Below are 20,922 nucleotides of genomic sequence, written 5' to 3'. Positions count from 1 at the left end.
ATCTTAACAAAATAAAGAGCAAAAAAGCATGGCAAACTTAGACAAAGATGCAGTTATCGCGGCTTTCACTGAAGCCTATAAAAAAGCTAATGGCAAAGCGCCGACTATTGAAAGTAAGAGCGGTTGGTACAGCGTAGATGGCGGCAAAAATATGCGCTTAGCACAGCTTCAGGAAATGGCAGAATCGCTCGCATCGAATTCGTCTGAAAAATCAGAAACGAAGAAAGACAAAAGCGAGACCAAAGCAAAAGCCAAACCTGCTACGAAAAAAGCATCAGCTTCTAAAAAATCAGGTTTCTCAGTTAAGGATTTTTGGGCTGAGAAGCTAAACGCTGAAGCACCTGGCGCGACTCTTCCCCGCTAGCTTCAACAAGCATTTCTCATAACGCCTATTCCACACTATGCCTAGCCTTCATTTTGGAGGCTAGCGCTTTGTTCATACGTAAGCTATAAAAATGGTTTATTTGCCGGCAAGTCCCTGTGCGACAAATGGAACAAGATGCTGGATGACTTCTTTTATATCTACGTGTTTATGAAAATCGGACTCAGCGATTTCAGTTAATGCCTGACTCGATGCCATCGAAAAGACAAAACTTCCCATCGCAAAATGCAGTCGCCAGAACAATTCTTCCTCAGGAAGTTCAGGTAAACAGCGTCTGATAGCGTCTACTAGAGCGCGTATACAGTCACCGTAATCATGCATCAAAAACTTACGCAAGTGCCCTTGTGTTTCGTTATATCCTCGGCCGAGCAGCTTAACAAAAGTGGCAGTGCCCTGCTCGGAGATAGCATTAAGATTTAACATGGAAGGGATAAGCGAATATAAGAGCTGCTCAACGCCTTTGGCGCCTTCAATAGGCGGTAAACCGTCTAAGCAAACCTTTACCTGTGGCATAAGCTCATCAAAGTATCGCTTAAACACCGCTTGTATTAAGTTTTTCTTGCTACCAAAATGGTAATTCACCGACGCGAGATTTACTTCTGCTCTGGCAGTGATTTCCCGCATCGAGGTTTGGGTAAACCCACTTTGAGAAAACAAGTATTCTGCCGCATCTAATATATCGTTTTTAGTATGCCGTGCCATATTCTTTTTATTATCTTTTGTCGGTTAAAAATTTAACGTCCATCTGTGCTTATTGACGGTGGGTGCTATACGTCATGCCGTAATAAACACAGATGGTTTATAGCTATTAAAACCAATGGCGCGCTTTGCTCATGCTTTTCATAAACACACGCTCAACAACATTAGCTGCCGACATACCCAGCTTTTCCGCAACGTTTTTCTTCACAGCATATTTAACGCTGAATATTTCGCGTGCAGGGTAATGCGAAAGAATGTAGTCATCGGAGGTCGTTATATCGTCGACCAAGCCAAGTGTTTTTGCCTTGATTCCTGGCCAGTATTCACCAGTAGCTACTTTGTCTATATCCATTTCAGGACGCTGACTTTGCACGAAGTCTTTAAAGAGCACATGAATCTCTTCAATTTCCTCTCTGAACTTAGCGCGACCTTCATCGTTATTTTCACCGAAAATCGTTAGTGTGCGCTTGAACTCTCCGGCGGTATGTTGCTCAAATTCTATATCGTTTTTCTTCAGTAACTTATTGAAGTTAGGTAGCTGAGCTAGAACGCCAATGCTGCCGATATATGCAAACTGTGACGCTAACAACTTATCGGCAACACACGCCATCATATAACCACCACTTGCCGCAACTTTATCTACGGCAATGGTTAATTTCAGTCCCTTTTCTTTAATGCGCTGTAATTGAGACGCAGCAAGTCCATAGCCATGTACTACGCCACCGCCACTTTCAAGGCGTACTAAAACTTCGTCTTCTTTATTTGCTACGCATAAAACCGCAGTGATCTCTTCACGCAGGTACTCGACCTCATTGGCATCCATAGACCCTTTAAAGTCGATAACATATAACCGAGACTTTTCAGACTCTTCACCCTGCTCTTTTGCCTTGCTCTTAGCCTTGCTCTTCGCTTTGGCCTCTTTTTTCTGTTCTTTAGCTAACTTTTTTAATGCGTTTTTATCTAAAAGGACTTCTTTAGCGTAGTTTGTAATGTCCTTTAACTGCTCAGATATAGACACGATTTCAAGTTGCCCTTTCCCCTGCTTCTGTTTACTTGCTACACCAACTATGGTGGATACAACAACAACGAAGGCGACAACTAACGTTACTGCTTTGGCAACAAACAAACCGTACTCGTACAAAAACTCCAAACTTTACTCCTAGTAAAATAAACGGGTAAGCAAGGTTGTTTACCCACAACATAAAGAGCGGCCTTACCCAATATAAGGCAAAGCCGCTGATGTAATTGCGTTATAATACCAGTCTCATCTTATTCTGACGATAGGTTAACCTGCTCTATCTTGTTTGCTTCAATCTCTTCATCAGTGAAATAGATATCCCGCAGTGTAGGTTGTGTAGAATAAAGTTGTGTTTGGTCTAAGAAGTGATCACTGCCATATTTACGAGACTGTGAGTAAGTCAATATACCTCGGCCCTTTGGCCCTGCATCGGTGAAGTTGATAACCATCGCCCAACTTGTGCCATAGTTAATGTGATAGCCCTCAGCTTCAGCACTCATTGCCGTATTACTGTTTATTGTTTCGTAGCTATGTCTCGGCAACTGGGTTCCATTTCTACTGCTACTAACATCAAATACGTTAAAGCCACCTTCAATGTTATGTGCGCCAGCCCATGGTAACTTAACACCTGAGGCAGAGCCGTCTGGTAAGCTACGTTCGACAAATTGCACTTCACCAAGCGGGGCATCAAATGCTACCCCAGCCTGTTCGATGACCTGCGTAGCTCGCGCTAATTGCTCTAAAGTAGTATCATTTTTTACTAAACCTGATGGCGTAGTCACAGGTGCATCAAGAGAGAACGGTACTTCCCACTGGGGAGCTTGGTTAAACTGAAAGGCAAATTCTCTGAATACGTGTGCACCAGTACTCGCGAGGTTCATTGTACCGTCCCAGTCCTCTAGTGCTGCACAGGCTTGTGATACATCAACACTAGCTCCATCAACATCTACTGGTGTATCACCTTGATCTGCGCATAGTTCAAGGAGAGATGGCAATATGTTCTCTGCCAAGTAGCTTCGGTTATTTAATAATAGCCCTTCAACCTCCTCAGGTGTGAAAGTACCATCACTTCCAGCTTCATTTTCAATAAACTGCTGCCCTAAACGTGAACGCAGTGTTTGCTGATATTCCACGCTACCAAACAACGGGTTGCTCACAACAATCGGTGAATTTAAATTGGTTAACCAGTAGCTGTCGTTTGAATTTTGAACTGAGTCTGTTCCCTCGTATTTCGGCGCCTCTTCATAAGGAACCGGGCCTTCAAAATCGAATTGAGAAATATTACCCGGCAATACGGTAAAACCGGCTGCCGCTTTAGTTTGAATAAGCAAGGGGTTCGTTGTTAGTTGTTCAATTGCAGTTTCAGTTAAGTTCGGTACCGTTGAATCGTCAATATAGAATACCTGGCCATCGGCCGACGCAGCCATGGTGTTATTAAAAATAACCCCGTCATAGTCTTTGAACGCCTGCTTGAACTCATCCATTGATGTGGCCATATTCATGGCCAGCCAATGATCAACAATATCAAAGTTAGGCAGGTTAGCGTCTTTAATGGCAAACGCATTGTTTGAGTTCCAATCGAAGTTACCAGGTACTTCAATCATTGGGCCGTAGTTCGTGTAGTATGCGGTTTTATTAAGCTTGATGGTTTGCCCGCCACCTATAGCAACGTCAATTTGAAGGGGTTTTTCATAGATAGTGCGTTTGCTTCCGTCAACTACATGGGTAAGACCTGATGCATCATCTTCATCAAGGGTTAGCTGATACACAACGAAATGTTCAGCAGTTGAGAATGTGTGAGTCCAGGCTACGTTTTCATTGAAGCCGATGTTTACCGCGCCGGGTAACCCTGTGAGGGAGCCACCTGTAACATTCAAATGACCAGGAACTTGAGCGTGGAAATTCCAAAAACGCAAGTTTCCAGTGTGAGGGAAATGAGGGTTACCTAATACCATTCCCTTCCCATTAGTGGTTTTATCGCTGCCTAACCCCCATCCATTAGACCCCATTTCTTGAGGATTTCTGTCAGGCAGCCCCACTGTTGGCGAAATCGTAAATGTAGAGGCAACTTCACTTGATGAATCGGCAGGTGTTGGTAAATAGCTCTCACCTTGTGGCGCAGCAATAAACATTGGGCCTAAAAAGTTTGCAGCGCCGGGTAAAAGCGCCACGCCCAAGGAGTATGTTAGAAGGTCAACGCTATCAATTTCTGTTACCCAAGGTTGTCCTGCACAACTTTGATCTTGCTCTTCTACAGGCGTTTCATTTAAGTATCTGTTATACCCTGCCGTATACCCCTGAAACATTGCGCGAGAATTTGCAGACAAACGCGGTAAATTCTCTTCCGCGAGCTCTCTAATACCGAGTGTTAAAAAGCCAAAGTCGTTGATAAGGTGCTCAGAGTCGCCGCTACCAGGCACCTGGTCTGGGCCAAAAAACTTGGCCCGTTCAGAATTGTATTTCACAATTTGGTCGGCCAGTACGCAAAGGTTATCCCTTGCAAAGGCGTAACCTACCCCATACGCCATGCTCTCGAGGTTATCAGCTTTTACATGCGGAACACCGTAGGTTGTCCATGTTACGTCAGCAGACAAAGTACCATCCGGTGAAAAAGCAGGAATAGGTGTAGGAGCAGGTTCAGGTGTAGTAGCCGTGGGTGGCGCTGGTTGCTCTATATTTGAAAAATCGTTGTCGTTATCGCCACATGCAGTTAATAGACCGGCAATTGAAAGTGCAATTAGCGTACGCTTAGCAGAGAATGACTGTTGGTTGATCATCGCAAATGTTCCCTAATGATGAATGAATATGGTCAATGGCTTCTATTTCTCTTTTCCATTAACGGAGTTAATTATTGTCTCTAGAATACTCATCGGACCATTATTTACACTACATTAACATCACAAAACATTCAAATAACATTCTGCTTTTAAAGACAAAAAAGCCGGCTACTACGCCGGCTTCAACTCGATAAAATGTAAGCAGGTGTAACTCTGCTTTGTCGACCGCATTAGAGAGGGCTAGTTTGCAACAACACTCTCATCAGAAATTGGAAGTGCTAGCGCGTCAGACGCAATATAACCTGCCACTTCTTTTTGCATTTCTGTAGTTACCGCTGCACTTGATGCTGGACTTAAGCTAGAAGCATGTGCGCCGCTATTGAACTGCACAATACCGCTAATTGGGTCTGTACCAGGCCCTTGGGTAGTAGTGACTTGCTCTAGACCAATTGTCGCTGCTAACGGAAGCTGACCAGAAAGCGGTAACGCTGTGGAAACTGGAATTACCTGATCAGGTAAGTTTTCTTCGCTACCATCACCTACAACCGTCATCATGTGAACCGGTGTATTACTTCCTAGCGTTTGTGCATAGTTAGTTGGGTCACCAGCATCCATTACTGTTTGCGCGGCGAATGCAAATTCCGCAAATACTGCGTTTACTTCAGCGGCTTGCTCTGCAGTTAGATTATCTTCAAAAATAGTAACCGCCGCACTAAGCTGCTCTTCAGTTACGTCAGTTGTTTCATAAAGTTGATTAAGCAATGCAACAAAGTCTTCTGATGCCTGTGAAAGCAACAAGCCTTTAATCAGAGGTCCGAATGAAGGAGATTCTAATAAGAATTGCGCTACGCCACCTCCTGGAGATTCAAGAGATGCTTGTCTAACAGCAAACATACCGTCAAGCGCAGCTAAATCGCCACCCATTGATGTGTTTGCTACTGCAGCAAAGTTACCACCAGTCATTGCGCCTAACGACACACCCATAACAGACACACGTGACATATCAAACTTAACATTTTGTGCTGCGGTTGTATCTACAACTGCATTAAGTCCTAAACGCAGCCCTAGTAAATCAGATACACTTTGACGTAAGTTGTCGCGGGCAGTTGGTAAGCTAGCAAGGTTCATGTAATGCGTTGCACTTACGCTTGTAGCGTTTAAGTCATCTGTACCGTCACCATCAAGGTCGAAACCTCGACTACCGTGTAAGGGTTGGTCGATAGCTACTGACGCAATACCTGCAAGTGAGAGCGTACCTGTAATAGCAAGCATGTCTTCTTTTTGACTGGTAATACCGTGAGCCAATATAACTACTGGCCAACCAGCTTCAGGCATGCTAATTGGGAAGCCTAGAGCGCCCGCAATTGCAGGGTCTGGGATAGTTACCTGTACGTCTAACGTTTCCGTCCCCATATTTCCGCCAGTTGGCTGTGGATACGGGTTAAATTTGGTAATATTCCTTGCGCTATCAAGCATTTCGCCATTTATTCGAACGTCTGCAAGGCCTAGTGAAGAACACATTGCTGCATTTGGACCTGGCTCAGCACTAGCAAGTAGCTCTTGCGGTGCACCAGCTAGCACGATGCCGCTGTCACACGCCGCCTTCCAAAAATCATTTACCGGCGCTAATGGGTTTTCAGCACTTGGTACACCCAAGAAATAAGGCAATGCGATATTACCTTCATAGCGTTGTGCCGCACAAAATGGCCCTGCTTGCGCTAAAATGCCTGTTGATACGCCAACAGCAAATTCGTTCAACGCGCCCCACTGAGCCTCTAGTTGACCCGACGCTGTACCAGCAAGACCTGCACAGGTTTCGAGTAGACTAAAATCAGTTGCATCAATGGCTGCTTGTATGTTGTCTGGCAGACCTTGTTTGCCAAGTTCAACCGCGCCCGCTACAACAGTTTCGTTCACTAGGCCTAAAGCTTCCATGGCATTTGGCGCAGCAGACACATCGCTAACGGTGATCGCTGGAAGTGCAGCTGGTGCTGACGGATCGCCGCCAGCTGCAAGCTGAGCGAAGGTACCAATCATTACCTTTTTAATTGTATCAAGTGAATTTCCTACCGATTGTGTAGTAAACGCAGAGACATAGGTTAAATCTTCGCGGGCAAAGCCAGCTTGCAGAAGCGGGTTAACATAAGAATTAACCAAAGCCTGTAGGTCTAACTGAGAAGCGCTTGATAGCGGATCGGTATTAATATCTTGTCTTACCAAATCCCAAGTTGTTGAACCCTGAACAGACTTACCTGAAGAATCTTTCAAGTCTGTTGTCATAACCAGCATGTAACCCTGACCCGGCTTAAGGGGCTTTAACGGAACAAATGTAATGGTATTGCTATCGGCGAGGCTAAGGACATAATCCACGCCAAAAGTGAGTTTATCACCTAACTTACAACCTGCCGAAGGCGTAGATACCTGCGCACAGTCTGGGTCGCTTTGATCAAGCCCTAATGTTGCTTCAAATAATAATACGCCAGATGCTAGCGTGCTTTCGTCTAACGATGCGCCTGCAGGCGTTTCAACATTGATAACAAAAGGATGCTGCGTAGACCACCCGTCCAGCACATTAAGTGCATTTTGCGGATCAGCGAAATCTGTAGGATCAGCCACTGGGATGTTCAGTGTGTAATCAAAGAAACCGTCATCGCCAGGAAGCATTAGAAGGTCATTTGGAATATTCAGATTCCCATTGGCTGGGTCAAAAAGAATCCGGGAAAATGGTGTTTGGACTTCTGTTTCGGCTTGAATGTCGGAAAGGGTTTCATCGGAGCCACCACAGCCTGCCAGACCCAGCGCAAGGGCCACACTGGAACTTAATACGAGTTTTCTCATCTCTACTCCCTACAAGCATTGTTGTTATTCTGTGTTTAAAACTTAACTCTATTAAAAGTAGCTTGGTCTACCCTGTATCTACAGGTGTAGTTGATAGTTTTAAACATGTTAGACCAGTTGTATCTTCCTCAATCTTATTGACTTTGTTTCAACTTTGCAAAGTTTTGTTAACTACTTTTGTTAACTTTTTTTACGTTTGAAGAATTTTTCATTCATTGTTTTACTTGTGGGCTAGGCTGGGTATGATCTGAGGTCATATTCTCAGTTGGGCATAAAAGCCCCACGCAAAGCGATGAAAATTAACCTTTTAAAGGAAAATGATGAACGATTACAACGCACCAGCGAATTTACTACGCGATAAAGTTATTCTTATCACCGGGGCTGGCGATGGAATTGGTGCTCAAGCTGCAAAGACATATGCTGCACACGGCGCTATTTGTATTCTATTAGGGCGCACCGTGTCGAAACTTGAAGCCGTGTATGACGATATTATCGCCGCAGGCGGTCAGGAACCTGCCATTGTTCCTTTAGACATAAAAGGTGCAACGCCTTCTCATTATCAACAGATGACGCAGACCATTATTGACCAGTTTGGTCGACTAGATGGTGTCCTTCACAATGCCGGCATTCTAGGTCACCTAAGTGCATTCAAAGATATTGATGCGCAAGAGTGGCAAGACGTAATGCAGATAAACCTTAACGGCATGGTCTATATGACGCAGGCCCTTATCCCGGCATTAGAAAAAGCGGAAAATGCATCAGTTATTTTCACTACATCGAGTGTAGGAAGAAAAGGTCGCGCGTTTTGGGGGACTTATGCTGTATCTAAGTTCGCTACAGAAGGCGTAATGCAAACTCTGGCAGATGAATATCAAAATAAGACGCTGCGTTTCAACTGTATTAATCCAGGCGGCACCCGCACAAACATGCGTGCACAAGCTTTTCCTGCAGAAAACCCGGATACACTTAAAACACCAGAAGATATTATGCCTATGTATCTTTACCTAATGGGTGATGAAGGTAAGGAAATAAACGGTCAGTCTCTTGATTGCCAGCCGAAGTAATTAATTAAACCTTATACTTTTATAAACAAAAACCGCTTAAGTTTGCACTTAAGCGGTTTTTTTTCATTTAAGCATAGAACGCGTAATCAATAATTATATTACTCGCCCATTTTCGCCCATGTGTCTCTTAGCCCTACCGTGCGGTTGAAAACGGGCTTTTCGTCTGTGCTATCTTTATCTACACAGAAGTAACCAGTACGTTCAAACTGCCAGGCGCCAACTTCAGGAACACTGCTAGCGAGTCCTGCTTCTACCCAGCCTTGTTTAATTTCAAGCGAACCAGGGTTTATTGCATTGGTGAAGTCTTCTTCAGCCGCCGGATTAGGTACGTTAAATAAACGGTCATACAGTCTAAATTCTGCTGCCTGTGCCGTTGCTGCGTCCACCCAGTGAATAACGCCTTTGACCTTACGCCCATCAGCTGGATCTTTACCCAATGTTTCTGGGTCGTAAGTACAGTAAACAGTAGTTACATTGCCATCTTCATCTTTTTCAACGCGATTAGCTTTAACCACATAGGCGTTACGTAGACGTACTTCTTTATCTAGTACTAAGCGTTTAAACTTTTTGTTTGCCGATTCACGAAAGTCTTCTGCTTCAATATACACTTCGCGGCTAAAGCTAATGCTACGCGTACCCATGGTTTCATCATTAGGATGATTCGGTGCGGTCAGCGTTTCTGTCTGCCCTTCATCGTAATTTTCAATAACAAGCTTAATTGGGTCTAATACCGCCATCGCACGCGGTGCATTAGCATTTAGGTCATCGCGAATACAAGCTTCCAACATAGACATTTCAACCATGTTGTCCATCTTGGTCACGCCAATTCGCTTACAGAACTCAACCACAGAACCTGGTGTATAACCACGACGACGTAAGCCCGCTATAGTAGGCATACGGGGGTCATCCCAGCCGCTGACATGGTTTTCATCGACTAGTTGAATAAGACGGCGTTTGCTTAATACCGTGTACTCAAGGTTAAGACGGGAAAACTCATACTGACGAGGCGTACAGTCAATTGAGATATTTTCGATAACCCAATCGTAAAGGCGACGATTGTCTTGGAATTCTAATGTACATAATGAATGCGTGATCCCCTCGATAGCATCCGAGATGCAGTGAGTAAAATCATACATTGGATAAACACACCATTTATCACCGGTTTGGTGATGGTGTGCATGTTTGACTCGGTAAATTACCGGATCGCGCATACACATGAACGGCGACGACATATCGATTTTGGCGCGCAAGCTACATTCGCCTTCTTTGTAATCGCCTGCCGTCATCTTGGCAAACTCACGAAGGTTAGTTTCGACGTCTGTGTCGCGATAAGGGCTATTTTGACCTGGCTCTTTAAGCGTACCACGCATCTCGCGCATGACTTCTTGCGCAGAAAAATCGACGTATGCTAAACCTTTTTCGATAAGCTCAACCGCATATGCATGTAATTGATCAAAATAATTCGATGAATAACGCGCTTCGCCATCCCAGGTAAATCCAAGCCACTGAACGTCTTCTTTTATAGAATTAACGAACGTAATGTCTTCTTTTGCAGGGTTAGTATCGTCAAAGCGCAAATTGCACGAGCCTGTGTAGTCTTGTGCAATACCAAAATTCAAGCAAATAGACTTGGCATGACCAATATGTAAGAAGCCATTCGGCTCTGGTGGAAACCGAGTTTTAATAGCGTCGTGTAGACCACTAGCCAGGTCTTTATCAATAATCTGACGGATAAAATTGGTCGGACGGTGTTCAGTCTCGGCCATTCGCTTGTTCCCCTTATGCACGTAATATTTCAAAATCGCTCTGAGTATAACACTCTCGCAATTACTTCAACCATGTTTTATTCAAAGAAGCCTAACAAGTGATTGATTTAAGAGCGATCCACACAAAGAGTGCACTATAAAAACTACAACAAAACCCTCTGGAATGTACTTGATGAGCAACGCTTCATTAATTTTGATTAGCATTTAGGCGCATATATAGCAAAAAGCACGCGCTATTCGAAAAATATGGTAATCTAATTTGGCGACAACATTGTCGTAGCAGCAAAACATGGTGTTTATGAAAGAAAAAGCAACCTCTTTTGATATTGCCCACTTGGCAGGGGTTTCTCAATCAACGGTTTCGCGAGCGTTAAACAACAGCCCGCTGGTTAACCAAGAAACTCGTGACCGCGTTCAGCGTATTGCCCGGGAACTTAATTACAAGGTAGATAAGAACGCCAGTAATTTAAGAAAACAAAAGAGCAGCACAATTGCCCTACTCTTGTTTGAAGATCCAACGTCTGATGACTCGATGATTAACCCTTTCTTTTTAGCAATGCTCGGTAGTATTACTCGCGCTTGTGCGCAAGCAAACTACGATCTTCTTGTATCGTTTCAGAACTTAGAAGACGACTGGCACGCGGAATACGAAGATTCAAACAAGGCCGACGGGATTATTTTGTTGGGCTATGGTGACTACACTGACTATCAAAACAAAGTCGCTCAGCTTGAATCGCAAGGTACGCATTTTGTTCGCTGGGGTGCACCTGATGAAGCGCACCCGGGTGTAAGTATCGGGTGTGATAACTACCAAGGTGGTCAAAGCATTACCTCACACCTCATCGAACTGGGTAAAACATCGTTTGCCTTTATTGGTGATAATGGCGAGCACGCACCGGAATTTAAAGCACGCTTTGACGGGTATTTTAAAACATTACAATCTCATGGCTTAGCGCAATCAAGTGTTCAGCGAAACGCCATTTCTACCGAAGATGCTGGCTCAGAAGCAGTGAGATCATTGCTGCAAGCAGGCGAACTACCCGAAGCTATTGTTTGTGCATCCGACCTTATTGCTATGGGGGTTTTACGTGCGCTGCGCCAAGCGAAAGTGAATGTTCCAGACGATGTTGCTGTGGTGGGTTATGACAATATTGCGGTGTCTGCTTACACGACACCTTCGCTTACCACAGTACAGCAAAACACAAAGCTTGCCGGTGAGCTATTGGTAAATACCCTATTGAAAGCGATAAACAATGAAGAGGTTGAGGATTACTTAATGCCAGCCGACATTATTGTACGTCAATCTTGTGGCAGCGAATACACGACTTAAGCTTGTACTCTATCTAAATAGCTAACTAATCAAATAAAAAGCCCCGAACGTTTAACGCTCGGGGCTTTTTTTTGACTCTCAATTTATCGCGTTCGTTGTTTTTTTACTGGCTAAGCAAGTTGTTACTGGCGAGCAAGTTGATGTTCAATTTGAGTGAGTAACGCAGAGTTACTAGGTTTGCCCTCGCGAACCCACACTTGAACGCCATTGGCCTTAACGCTAGCGCTTAACGCAGCGCCGTCCTCTACTTGTTGGGTTTGCCCAGACAATTGCTCTATCCAATTGCCTGATTGCATGAAGTTACTTACCTCAAACGACTGGGGTTCATCACCCTTGTTTAGTAACACAAGCGCTGTTTGCTGCGCATCTTTAGTGTCGACAACGCGATAGAATGCGGCACGATGACCGCTAAGCTCTAGATTAACCTGCACACCGCGCTGCAAGGCGATAGTATTTTTACGCACATTGGCGATTTTCGTTAGCGCCTGTTGTATAGGATGACTCTTAGCCTGATTGATGCGTTCCTGACCAAGGTAATTACGATTACCGGCATGTTCAGCTGTACCGCGCATGAAACCTATCTCAGAGCCCATGTAAACAACCGGTATACCACGAACAGTAAACAGCCAGTTGTGCGCATTAATAAACCCTTTATCTGTTGCGTTAATGCGCGCCATATCATGGTTGTCATAAAACGTGGTTAGTTCATAGGGGTTATTATAAGGGCCGTGAGTAAGATGAAGTACCTTTTCTAAGTCTGCAAAATCGCTTTTAAGCGGCTTTTCAAACACGCTTACCATGGCTTTTTGCATAGGAAAGTCTAGAACGCTTACGCCGCCATTTTTAGGCAACGTATGCTGCGCAATATTGTTAGCTTCGTAGTCGAACGCTTCGCCAAACATAAAAAAGTCTGGGTTTTGTTTGCGAATACGGTCAGACGCTTCACGCCAAAATGAATGCGGTACGTGCCTTATGGTATCTATTCTAAATGCATCAGCGCCTTGCGATATCCAATAAAGATAACTGTTAATTAAGTAACCCCGAACTGCTGGATTCTCATCATCCAGATTTGAAAGCTTGACTAAATCTGGATATTTGTGAAAAAAGCTATGCAGCGGGTTGTTTTTAGGATCTAACTCTTCAGGTGCTAGGTTTTGATGGTCAGCAACTAAGTTTCCATCTTTATCGTAAAGCTCACCATAACCTGGCAAGTCTTCTTTCATCGTGAAGCTTGGTGTGCCGTGATTGGCAACGATATCAAACACTGACTTAAGGCCGTGTTCGCGCATCTTCGCGGTATAGTCACTTACGCTCAAATCGTCACTAACGAGATGCTCATCAGCTTTATAAAAGTTTGTCGCCCAATAACCGTGATAGCCAGTTTTTCCGCCATCTTTGAATGCACCGCCATATGTAATAGGCTCGTCGCCGTTAAACGCATAGTCAGGGTTATCGTGAACAGGCGTCATCCATACGGCAGTGAAGCCCATATCTTTGATGTAATCAGCGTTATTTAAGATACCTTGTAAATCACCGCCCATGTAACCCACATAGGCTTTTTCACCGTCGGGACCTTCAAGCGGTAGTTGCCAAGTGGGATGTTTTCCGCCTTGGCCTTCGTGGTTATTCGAAGGGTCGCCGTCGACAAAGCGATCAGTTACCACAAAGTAAACTGCCTCGCTAGCGAAGGGCGTACTGGTACCTACAATAGCCTGTGAAGTATGCATTTCACTATTGTCTAAAGACGATGTAGCCGTGCTAGTGCAAGCAGAGCAAAATAAACCGGCTAACGTTAATGCAATTGCTGAACGTTTGAATAACATATTAAGCTCCCTGCTCCGCTTCAAGTTCTTGTTTATCCGTCTCTTTAACGAAAAAGACAGACACTGCGCCAATCAGCATAGAAACACCGGCCACGACAATTATGTACTTAGCATCGTTGTTAAATACACTGCTTAAGATCCAACCGGCAGTTAAACCTGAAACAATTTGCGGTGCAGCCACGGTGAAGTTGAATATCCCCATGTAAACACCCGTCTTGTTCGCGGGTAGTGCGCCGGCTAACATGGCGTAAGGCATAGCAAGAATTGCCGCCCACGCAATACCTACCCCGATCATTGGGATAAGTAGTTTCACTGCGCCTAACGGCACAGTTACTTCAGTAATAAGCAGGTTAACGTTCACCATAGTAAGGTCTTGGAATAGTAAGAAACTTACATAGCTAAGGCCACCTAGCGCCAAAGACGAAGCGTATACAGTCTTGCGACCGAACTTATCTGCCAGCTTTGCTAAGAAAATGGAAAAAATAGCAGCGAACACAGAATATGCCGCGAAAAGTATACCTACCCAGTCACCAGCAGCACCTTTTGCCATAACAATAGTTTCAGGCACCATAGGCGCAGCGGCGATATAAGCGGGATCAAACCATTGCTTATCTACGTTCCAAATATGTTGAGTAATCGCCGGTGTGGTGTAAACCCACATAATAAAAAGCGCAAACCAAGAGAAAAACTGAACAACAGCCAGTTGTTTCATGGTGGTTGGCATGTCTTTTACTAAAACGAAAAACTCACCTAAGCGCTGGCCAAGCGGTGCTTTAGCCTTACTTTCACTTGCAGGGGCTTCTTCGGTAAGGCCCTTGTAGCGATTGTATTCGTCTGGCGCATACTCTTTCGTACGTATAACGGTCCATATAACCGTACCTAGCAGTACAGTCGCGCCGATGTAGAATGCCCACATTACTGAAGGCGCAACCTCTCCCATTTGAGCGGTATTTTCCAGTCCTACCACATTGGTTAGAACGAATGGCAATATAGAACCAATTACCGCACCGATATTAATAAGAAGCGACTGAATTGAATAACCTACGTTGCGCTGTGACGCTGGTACCATATCGGATACCAGTGAGCGGAAAGGCTGGAAACACACATTAAACGATGCATCCATCAGTGCAACCATTAAAGCGCCCATAAGCATAGGTGCTAAGAAGGCAACGAAGATCGGCGCATTGGGTAATAAAATCATGCCCACCACTGCAGCGAGCGCACCGGCAAGTATAAACGGCCGACGGCGACCTAATCGATTCCAGGTTCTATCCGATGCCGAGCCAACAATAGGCTGTACTATCAAGCCCATAATGGGCGCTACAAGCCAAAATAGTGAAAGTGAATGAAGGTCTGCGCCTAGGTCCGATAGTATCCGACTGACGTTTGCGTTTTGCAGTGCAAAACCAAATTGAACACCCAGAAAGCCAAAGCTGACATTCCATATTTGCCAAAAAGAAAGGCGTGGTTGAGTTGCTTGCATATTTTGCTCTATTTATTGTTTTACTTTAATTGATACGGTTATTGCACAATGAACACGTTGGCCGACATCGCAGGAAGGCTTATGGTTTCAGAGGCGTTAAATGTTTGACCGTCGCTCACGCGCGTTATTGCTACATCTGTACCCAATACTTCTGCGTACTTTGCTAAAGGCAAATCTACCGGTTTTTTATTAAGGACAACCATAAGCTTCTGTGCTGAATCCTCGGCTACTCGAAAATATGTGTAAACCCCGTCTACAGGCGCATAATGTTTAAGCTCACCTTCGAATAATTGAGGATGAGTTTGACGCAGCGCTAATAAGGTTTTTATACGCTCTTGCGCCCACAGTTCGTCACCAGAAAGGCCTTTACCGCTAAACGCATTTTTTTCGCTATCCGATGGCCACCCGCCAGGAAAGTCAGAGCGAATAATACCATGGTCTTCTGTCCCTTCATTGCCCATCAAAATCTCAGTACCGTAGAATACTTGAGGTATACCGCGTGTTGTTAAAAACAGCGTCATTGCCATATTCCATTTAGCTTTGTCGTTGTTTAGCTGGGTGTATATTCTGCTCATGTCGTGATTATCAGGAAAGATAACCAGATTATTTGGATCACCATACAAGAAATCGGTAGCTAATGTCTCATAAACTGAAATAAAACCAGAATTCCAGCTTTCATCGTTATTAAGTGCTTCAACTACAGCAGTTTGAAGAGGGAAATCCATTACAGAAGGCAACGCGCTATCATAATCATCGTGTCGCTGACTGCCTGCTTGCCAATAGGCTGTGATAGCAGGGTTTACCGACCACTCTTCCCCAACAATATTGAAGTTAGGATATTCCTTCATGATACGGTTGGTCCACTGACTTAAGAACCCTTTATCAGGATATGAATAAGTGTCTACTCGTATGCCACTCAGATTTGCTGTTTCCACCCACCAAATAGCATTTTGAATCAAATAAGTTGCCAAATGTGGGTTGCGCTGGTTCAGGTCAGGCATGGTTGGTACAAACCAACCGTCACTAAACCCTTTGATATCGCTCGCTATGGCATGAGGGTCGTGAAGCGATTCACGCTTATGGGTAGTACCGACAAACTGTCCATTATTGTTTATCCAATCAGCAGACGGTGTATCCTCCATCCATACATGCTCACTACCGATATGATTAAGCACCATATCCATGATAACGCCAATGCCGTTTTCGTTGGCTTTTTTACTTAGCTTTACAAAAGCGTCATTAGAGCCAAAACGCGGGTCTATAGTGTAATAGTCGGTGGTTGAATAGCCATGGTAACTGTACTTTTTCATTGCATTTTCAAGCATCGGCATGGTCCATATTTGGGTGAACCCCATCTCTTTTATATAGTCGATGTTGTTAACAATGCCCTGAATATCCCCGCCATGACGTCCGCCTTTAAAGGCCCTATCTACATTATCTTGATACCCATCAATGTTGTCATTTTCCACGCTGCCATTAGCGAATCGGTCAGGGGCAATTAGGTAAATGGCGTCTTCAGGCCCAAAGCCTTCTCTCGACGACGAACCTTTAGCTCTGTTTTTTCAATGAATAGTGAATGTCCCGTGAACTTCCTTCTTCGTCTTTTAACGTCAGTACCAATTCTTGCGGGTTCGCTTCAGCAAGGTCTAACGTTACAAAAAGATAGTTTTCACTTTCAAGCGCCCTGCTTTGCTTTATTTGGACACTGCCTTTTGAAACGGAAACCTTGTCATCGGCCACGTCTTTGCCAGAAATCATCAGTTCTACTTCATCATGTTGCATACCTGCCCACCAGTTGGGCGGGTAAACGTCTAGGTTATTTTCTTGTGAAGAAAAAGCAGAAAATGCAGGAAATAAAGTAGTAAGGCTCACAACGAGTGAGAGCGAGACACTGCGTGATGGGGAAATAGCATTAGTTACGCGGTTGCGATTAAACATATAGACACCGATGTTAAAAATACGTTAAGTGCAAAATATTACCGAGATACTACATTGCATAGCCTGACTGACCAATGCTCTGCATACGTATTCACGCGATACCATGCCAATACACATGGTCTCTCGTTTAAATAAAATCTCTAGTATTCGATTTCGTTGATAGCTTTACACTCCAACTAGAACGCAAATACCTTCGTCTCTAGCCCATCTAGTGATAACGAGGCTCTGTAGTTCACATCATCTTTTTCTAAACTAATGCCGCCATGAGAAAGAAGTGGCTCAAGGCTAATCGTTTTGTTATTTGCACCTAATACACTCGCTGGCACTGTAAATTCTATTTCCCCTACTGGTGCATCACTAAAGTTTGCGATAACCACAAAACCATGATCATCTTGTACGCGAGCAAATGTAAATTGTTGCTCTGAATACGCTGAATAATCGACGCCTAGATTGAGCGCATGGAGACTTTGGTAATCGCCAACAATGGCCGGATTAGTAGCGGCGATAGACATCACGCGTTCGTAAAACTTGTGCAGTTCTTTTTCTTCCTTTGTGGATTGACCACCATCGAATTTTCCATCATTCATAAACCGCTGATGAGCAGGAACGCCAACGTAATCGAAAATAGACGTACGCGTTGGGTCGCCAAAACCTGTCTCTTCGCTGCCGTCTTCGCCCACATCTTGACCAAAATAAAGCAGCGTTGGAGAACTGCTTATAAGCGCACTTACCGCAAGCGCTGGCTTGCCTTTTTCAGCGCTACCTGCGAAATCAGGGCTAGCGATACGCTGCTCGTCATGGTTCTCTAGAAAGTGCAGCATATGCGGTGCGATATCGCTGACTTCTTTATGGACAGCGACCAGGTCACTAACCTTACTCTTTCCCTGCATAATCGCTTTTAGCGTATCGTAAAAGCCTACTTTGTCGTATAGATAGTCCATCTTGCCTTTATGCAGGTAATCGCGATATTTGTCGGGCTGGTAAACTTCTGCTAGCAAGAATGCATCAGGTGCTTTTTGCTTAATGCTGCTGTTGAGAAAAGACCAGAACTCTACTGGTACCATTTCGGCCATATCAAAACGGAATCCATCGACACCTTTGTCTATCCAATAATGGGCAATGTCTCTGAATTTGTACCACGAGTCTGGAAGATCTTTTCCTTGCCAAAACGCGGCGTGCTCTTCGATAGATTTTTGATTGTACTCGTTAGGTAGTATAGGAAAATCATAAGTGCCGTCTGGCTTCACGCCATAGTTCACCTTTACCGTTTCATACCAGTCGTTAATATCTGGCTGCGCTGCCCTTGCACCGTTCCCTGTCCACTTTGCAGGAAACTCATCGAACTTACCGTCTGACAATGGGTGGGGTTCGCCGCCTAGAGGCTGGTAGCTGTCAGCAGTGGGTACTTGAAATGCTTCACCCACAACATAATAAAAGTTGTTGTCACGAGCATACTCCACAGACGTGTCATCGTTTGCGCCAAAATCGACTGTACCTTCTGGCGCAGAAAGCGAATGATAATCACGGGCTACGTGATTGGGAACAATGTCGATAATAATTTTCATACCCGCAGCATGAGTTCTTTCAATCAGGGCTTCGAACTCTTCTAAGCGCTTAGCAGGGTTATCAGCTAGATCAGGGTTAACATTGAAGTAATCTTTAACGGCGTATGGTGAACCAGCGCGGCCTTTAACCACATCTGGGTCGTCATTTGAAATACCGAATTCGGTATAATCATTGATTACCGCATGATGTGGCACACCGGTATACCAAATATGACTGGTGCCTAAAGCTTTAATGGCTTCAAGGGCTTTAGGGGTAAAGTCGCTGAATTTGCCTACGCCATTTTGTTCGATAGTGCCCCAAGGCTTATTAGTAGAATTAGTATTTCCAAATAGTCGAGTAAACACTTGGTAGACGACAGGTTTCCCTTGCCTTTCACCGTTTTCAGTATGCGTTGACATATCACCTTGTTGATTTGATGCTGAATGCCTACTTCCTTCACCCTCAAGTGTTTGATTACTTGATGATGGAGATGCACCAGTACACGCCATTACCCCCAATGACAGCATAGCAACAGATAAAGGCTTAAGAGAAAAAACCGACTTGTGATTGAGCATAGTATTCGTGACAAAAATGTAAATGATGCCAACAGGATACGCGTTAAATGTATGTTAAAAAACATGCATACGTATTCAGAAATGAAAAAGCCGTCCAAGAGGACGGCTGATTTATAAAGCTGTAAAGAAGATTTCCTAAGCTGCTTGCGCTACACGCAATGGTTTTTGTAGAGGACGAGCGGTATGTGTTGGTGTGTTATTAATCACTGGTAACGCGCTACGAAGTTCATTATTAATCTTTTTGTGAAAACTTTTCAGCGGCCTAGCTAATTCTGTAGCCAAAACATTTGGGCAAACTCTATAGGGCACGCGCTTACCATTAAACTCTACAGCGTCGCCTACGGGATTAAAATGAATACCAAATGCTTTCATTCGTCTTGCTAATTTGGGCTCCATCAAAACGTATGCATGCTCAACATTTAAATGTTGGCAGATGCTGGTTGCCATCAAATACAGCGCAATAGAAAGATAGGGAAAGTGGTCTACGTTAAATGACGTACTCTTCTTTCGTTTAATCTTTTCAAGCTTGTCGGCAGGCAGGATTTTAGAGCGCATTTGGCGAACTCTGAACTCTCGTGGAATCGCCAATCTTGAAATTTCGCATACTTGCGTTGGGTCACAGCTAGAGGGCAGCAATGCATCATCTTCAAATGCTCCTGCGCACTTTTCTTCTAACGGCAGCGATAACCCTGCTTCGGTTGGCAAGACTAAGCGAATTGTACCTGCGCATTCGCCTGTTGGGCGATGTTTTATATAACAGTTAATTGCGCGATCATCATATTTATCTTTCTCAATAGCAGCAGCGTTTTTTTGCTCGAATTTCATTTCCTCGCAATAGACTTTATGGCGGGTTTTGTAGCTCACTTGTTTTTCATTTTCTTCGTTGGCTACAACGAGTTCATAACGGCTAAAAAAGAAATTAGAAATACTTTCTTCAAGTGACAATCGGCGTGGAAATGCTTTAAGCAGTTGTCGAGGTAACTGGTTTAACTTATTAGTTACAGCACTATTTAGCGCACGAGCAGCGCTCATTGTTGTTGTTTTCAACGCAAAAGTCCCCTAATTTTATGTTAATTATTAGGCTTGTGGGTAACTTCCTGTTCGCAGCAGTAGCCTTTGGTATATTGTTTTAAATTAATATTTGAAATGCTATTTTATCTTTGTCTTATTATTGGTATCTCGGCTTTGTCTGATAAGCGCATCCCCACTTACAAAATCAGACTTAGATAGGCGGTCGTACAGTAAAACATTAGCTGTTGCCGCCAAATTCATACATGAATACGTGGGTACATAAACGACATGGTCGCACCACGACAGAGTGTCTTCGCCTACACTTCCATCTTCAGGACCTAAAATATAAAAGGCATTTTCCGGGTGTTCGAACCTTGGTAAAGGCTCTGCACCTTCAACAAGCTCAACCGCAACTACAGACGCCCCTTCTGGGACAACATCCCGTAGATTATCAACACCAACTGTCGGGATAACTTTATGGAACGCTTTTGTATCTGCATTAAAATCTTTAGCGAAACGATAACGCTGCCCCGTATAAAATACACTAGCGACACCGTAGCACCCCGCAGCACGCAAAATAGACGCTACATTGACGGGATTTTTTGGGTTAACTAGCCCAATCGAAATTTTTTGTTTTGCTATTTGCACTTTTTATTAGCTTTTTATTATTTGA

13 protein-coding genes and 1 pseudogene are annotated in these 20,922 nt (G+C 44.2%); 3 read left to right on the top strand and 11 right to left on the bottom strand.

Going from position 1 to position 20,922, the window contains the following annotated elements; genetic code table 11:
* Window positions 1–28 precede the first annotated feature (28 nt).
* Window positions 29–364 carry a hypothetical protein gene (locus ACYX4W_RS13010; protein ID WP_476073469.1) on the top strand — a complete coding sequence of 112 codons (336 nt, stop codon included), beginning with the start codon at window positions 29–31 and terminating at the stop codon, window positions 362–364.
* Window positions 365–460: 96 nt separating this feature from the next.
* Here the strand turns inward: ACYX4W_RS13010 and ACYX4W_RS13005 are convergent, their stop codons facing one another.
* From ACYX4W_RS13005 to ACYX4W_RS12990, 4 genes are all read right to left on the bottom strand, one after another.
* Entirely contained in the window at window positions 461–1,084 is a 624-nt protein-coding gene (locus ACYX4W_RS13005) for a TetR/AcrR family transcriptional regulator (RefSeq protein ID WP_476073468.1), read from the bottom strand.
* Window positions 1,085–1,190: 106 nt separating this feature from the next.
* Window positions 1,191–2,231 (bottom strand): protease SohB, encoded by a 1,041-nt coding sequence (gene sohB, locus ACYX4W_RS13000; protein ID WP_476073467.1) that lies wholly within the window; start codon window positions 2,229–2,231, stop codon window positions 1,191–1,193.
* 119 nt (window positions 2,232–2,350) lie between these two features.
* Complete coding sequence (locus ACYX4W_RS12995; RefSeq protein ID WP_476073466.1) at window positions 2,351–4,876, bottom strand: acylase; 2,526 nt, start codon at window positions 4,874–4,876, stop codon at window positions 2,351–2,353.
* A gap of 240 nt (window positions 4,877–5,116) precedes the next feature.
* Window positions 5,117–7,714 (bottom strand): VolA/Pla-1 family phospholipase, encoded by a 2,598-nt coding sequence (locus ACYX4W_RS12990; RefSeq protein ID WP_476073465.1) that lies wholly within the window; start codon window positions 7,712–7,714, stop codon window positions 5,117–5,119.
* A 320-nt stretch (window positions 7,715–8,034) separates the two neighbouring features.
* On the opposite strand from ACYX4W_RS12990, the gene ACYX4W_RS12985 reads away from it, so the two are divergent.
* Window positions 8,035–8,778, top strand: coding sequence for a YciK family oxidoreductase (locus ACYX4W_RS12985; RefSeq protein WP_476073464.1), 744 nt, complete (start codon window positions 8,035–8,037; stop codon window positions 8,776–8,778).
* A gap of 98 nt (window positions 8,779–8,876) precedes the next feature.
* Here ACYX4W_RS12985 and glnS read toward each other — a convergent pair whose 3' ends face one another.
* Window positions 8,877–10,544, bottom strand: a complete 1,668-nt coding sequence (gene glnS, locus ACYX4W_RS12980) for a glutamine--tRNA ligase (RefSeq protein WP_476073463.1) — start codon at window positions 10,542–10,544, stop codon at window positions 8,877–8,879.
* Window positions 10,545–10,842: 298 nt separating this feature from the next.
* On the opposite strand from glnS, the gene ACYX4W_RS12975 reads away from it, so the two are divergent.
* Window positions 10,843–11,874, top strand: coding sequence for a LacI family DNA-binding transcriptional regulator (locus tag ACYX4W_RS12975; RefSeq protein WP_476075476.1), 1,032 nt, complete (start codon window positions 10,843–10,845; stop codon window positions 11,872–11,874).
* Between the two features lie 122 nt (window positions 11,875–11,996).
* Here ACYX4W_RS12975 and ACYX4W_RS12970 read toward each other — a convergent pair whose 3' ends face one another.
* From ACYX4W_RS12970 to ACYX4W_RS12945, 6 genes and pseudogenes are all read right to left on the bottom strand, one after another.
* Window positions 11,997–13,697, bottom strand: coding sequence for an alpha-amylase family glycosyl hydrolase (locus tag ACYX4W_RS12970; RefSeq protein WP_476073462.1), 1,701 nt, complete (start codon window positions 13,695–13,697; stop codon window positions 11,997–11,999).
* A gap of 1 nt (window position 13,698) precedes the next feature.
* Window positions 13,699–15,180 carry an MFS transporter gene (locus ACYX4W_RS12965; RefSeq protein WP_476073461.1) on the bottom strand — a complete coding sequence of 494 codons (1,482 nt, stop codon included), beginning with the start codon at window positions 15,178–15,180 and terminating at the stop codon, window positions 13,699–13,701.
* A gap of 38 nt (window positions 15,181–15,218) precedes the next feature.
* A pseudogene (locus ACYX4W_RS12960) lies at window positions 15,219–17,118 on the bottom strand (glycoside hydrolase family 13 protein).
* Between the two features lie 176 nt (window positions 17,119–17,294).
* Window positions 17,295–19,082, bottom strand: coding sequence for an alpha-amylase family protein (locus ACYX4W_RS12955; protein WP_476075475.1), 1,788 nt, complete (start codon window positions 19,080–19,082; stop codon window positions 17,295–17,297).
* Between the two features lie 291 nt (window positions 19,083–19,373).
* Window positions 19,374–20,285, bottom strand: a complete 912-nt coding sequence (locus ACYX4W_RS12950; RefSeq protein WP_476073460.1) for a PEP-CTERM/exosortase system-associated acyltransferase — start codon at window positions 20,283–20,285, stop codon at window positions 19,374–19,376.
* Window positions 20,286–20,387: 102 nt separating this feature from the next.
* The gene (locus ACYX4W_RS12945) at window positions 20,388–20,897 is read right to left on the bottom strand and encodes an RNA methyltransferase (protein ID WP_474806845.1); all 510 of its coding nucleotides are present in this window, start codon (window positions 20,895–20,897) and stop codon (window positions 20,388–20,390) included.
* Between the last annotated feature and the right edge of the window lie 25 nt (window positions 20,898–20,922).

This window comes from Alteromonas sp. ABH4_454, from assembly GCF_056311775.1.
The sequence above is the reverse complement of the archived record's forward strand: the minus strand, read 5'-3'. Positions and strand labels throughout refer to the sequence as shown.

Bases quoted from the DNA above. Each gene is read 5' to 3' on its own strand.
- ACYX4W_RS12955 (WP_476075475.1), bottom strand. From the start codon at position 19,082: ATGTCAACGCATACTGAAAACGGTGAAAGGCAAGGGAAACCTGTCGTC.
- glnS (WP_476073463.1), bottom strand. From the start codon at position 10,544: ATGGCCGAGACTGAACACCGTCCGACCAATTTTATCCGTCAGATTATT.
- ACYX4W_RS13005 (WP_476073468.1), bottom strand. From the start codon at position 1,084: ATGGCACGGCATACTAAAAACGATATATTAGATGCGGCAGAATACTTG.
- ACYX4W_RS12970 (WP_476073462.1), bottom strand. From the start codon at position 13,697: ATGTTATTCAAACGTTCAGCAATTGCATTAACGTTAGCCGGTTTATTT.
- ACYX4W_RS12965 (WP_476073461.1), bottom strand. From the start codon at position 15,180: ATGCAAGCAACTCAACCACGCCTTTCTTTTTGGCAAATATGGAATGTC.
- ACYX4W_RS12985 (WP_476073464.1), top strand. From the start codon at position 8,035: ATGAACGATTACAACGCACCAGCGAATTTACTACGCGATAAAGTTATT.
- ACYX4W_RS12975 (WP_476075476.1), top strand. From the start codon at position 10,843: ATGAAAGAAAAAGCAACCTCTTTTGATATTGCCCACTTGGCAGGGGTT.
- ACYX4W_RS12990 (WP_476073465.1), bottom strand. From the start codon at position 7,714: ATGAGAAAACTCGTATTAAGTTCCAGTGTGGCCCTTGCGCTGGGTCTG.
- ACYX4W_RS13010 (WP_476073469.1), top strand. From the start codon at position 29: ATGGCAAACTTAGACAAAGATGCAGTTATCGCGGCTTTCACTGAAGCC.
- ACYX4W_RS12995 (WP_476073466.1), bottom strand. From the start codon at position 4,876: ATGATCAACCAACAGTCATTCTCTGCTAAGCGTACGCTAATTGCACTT.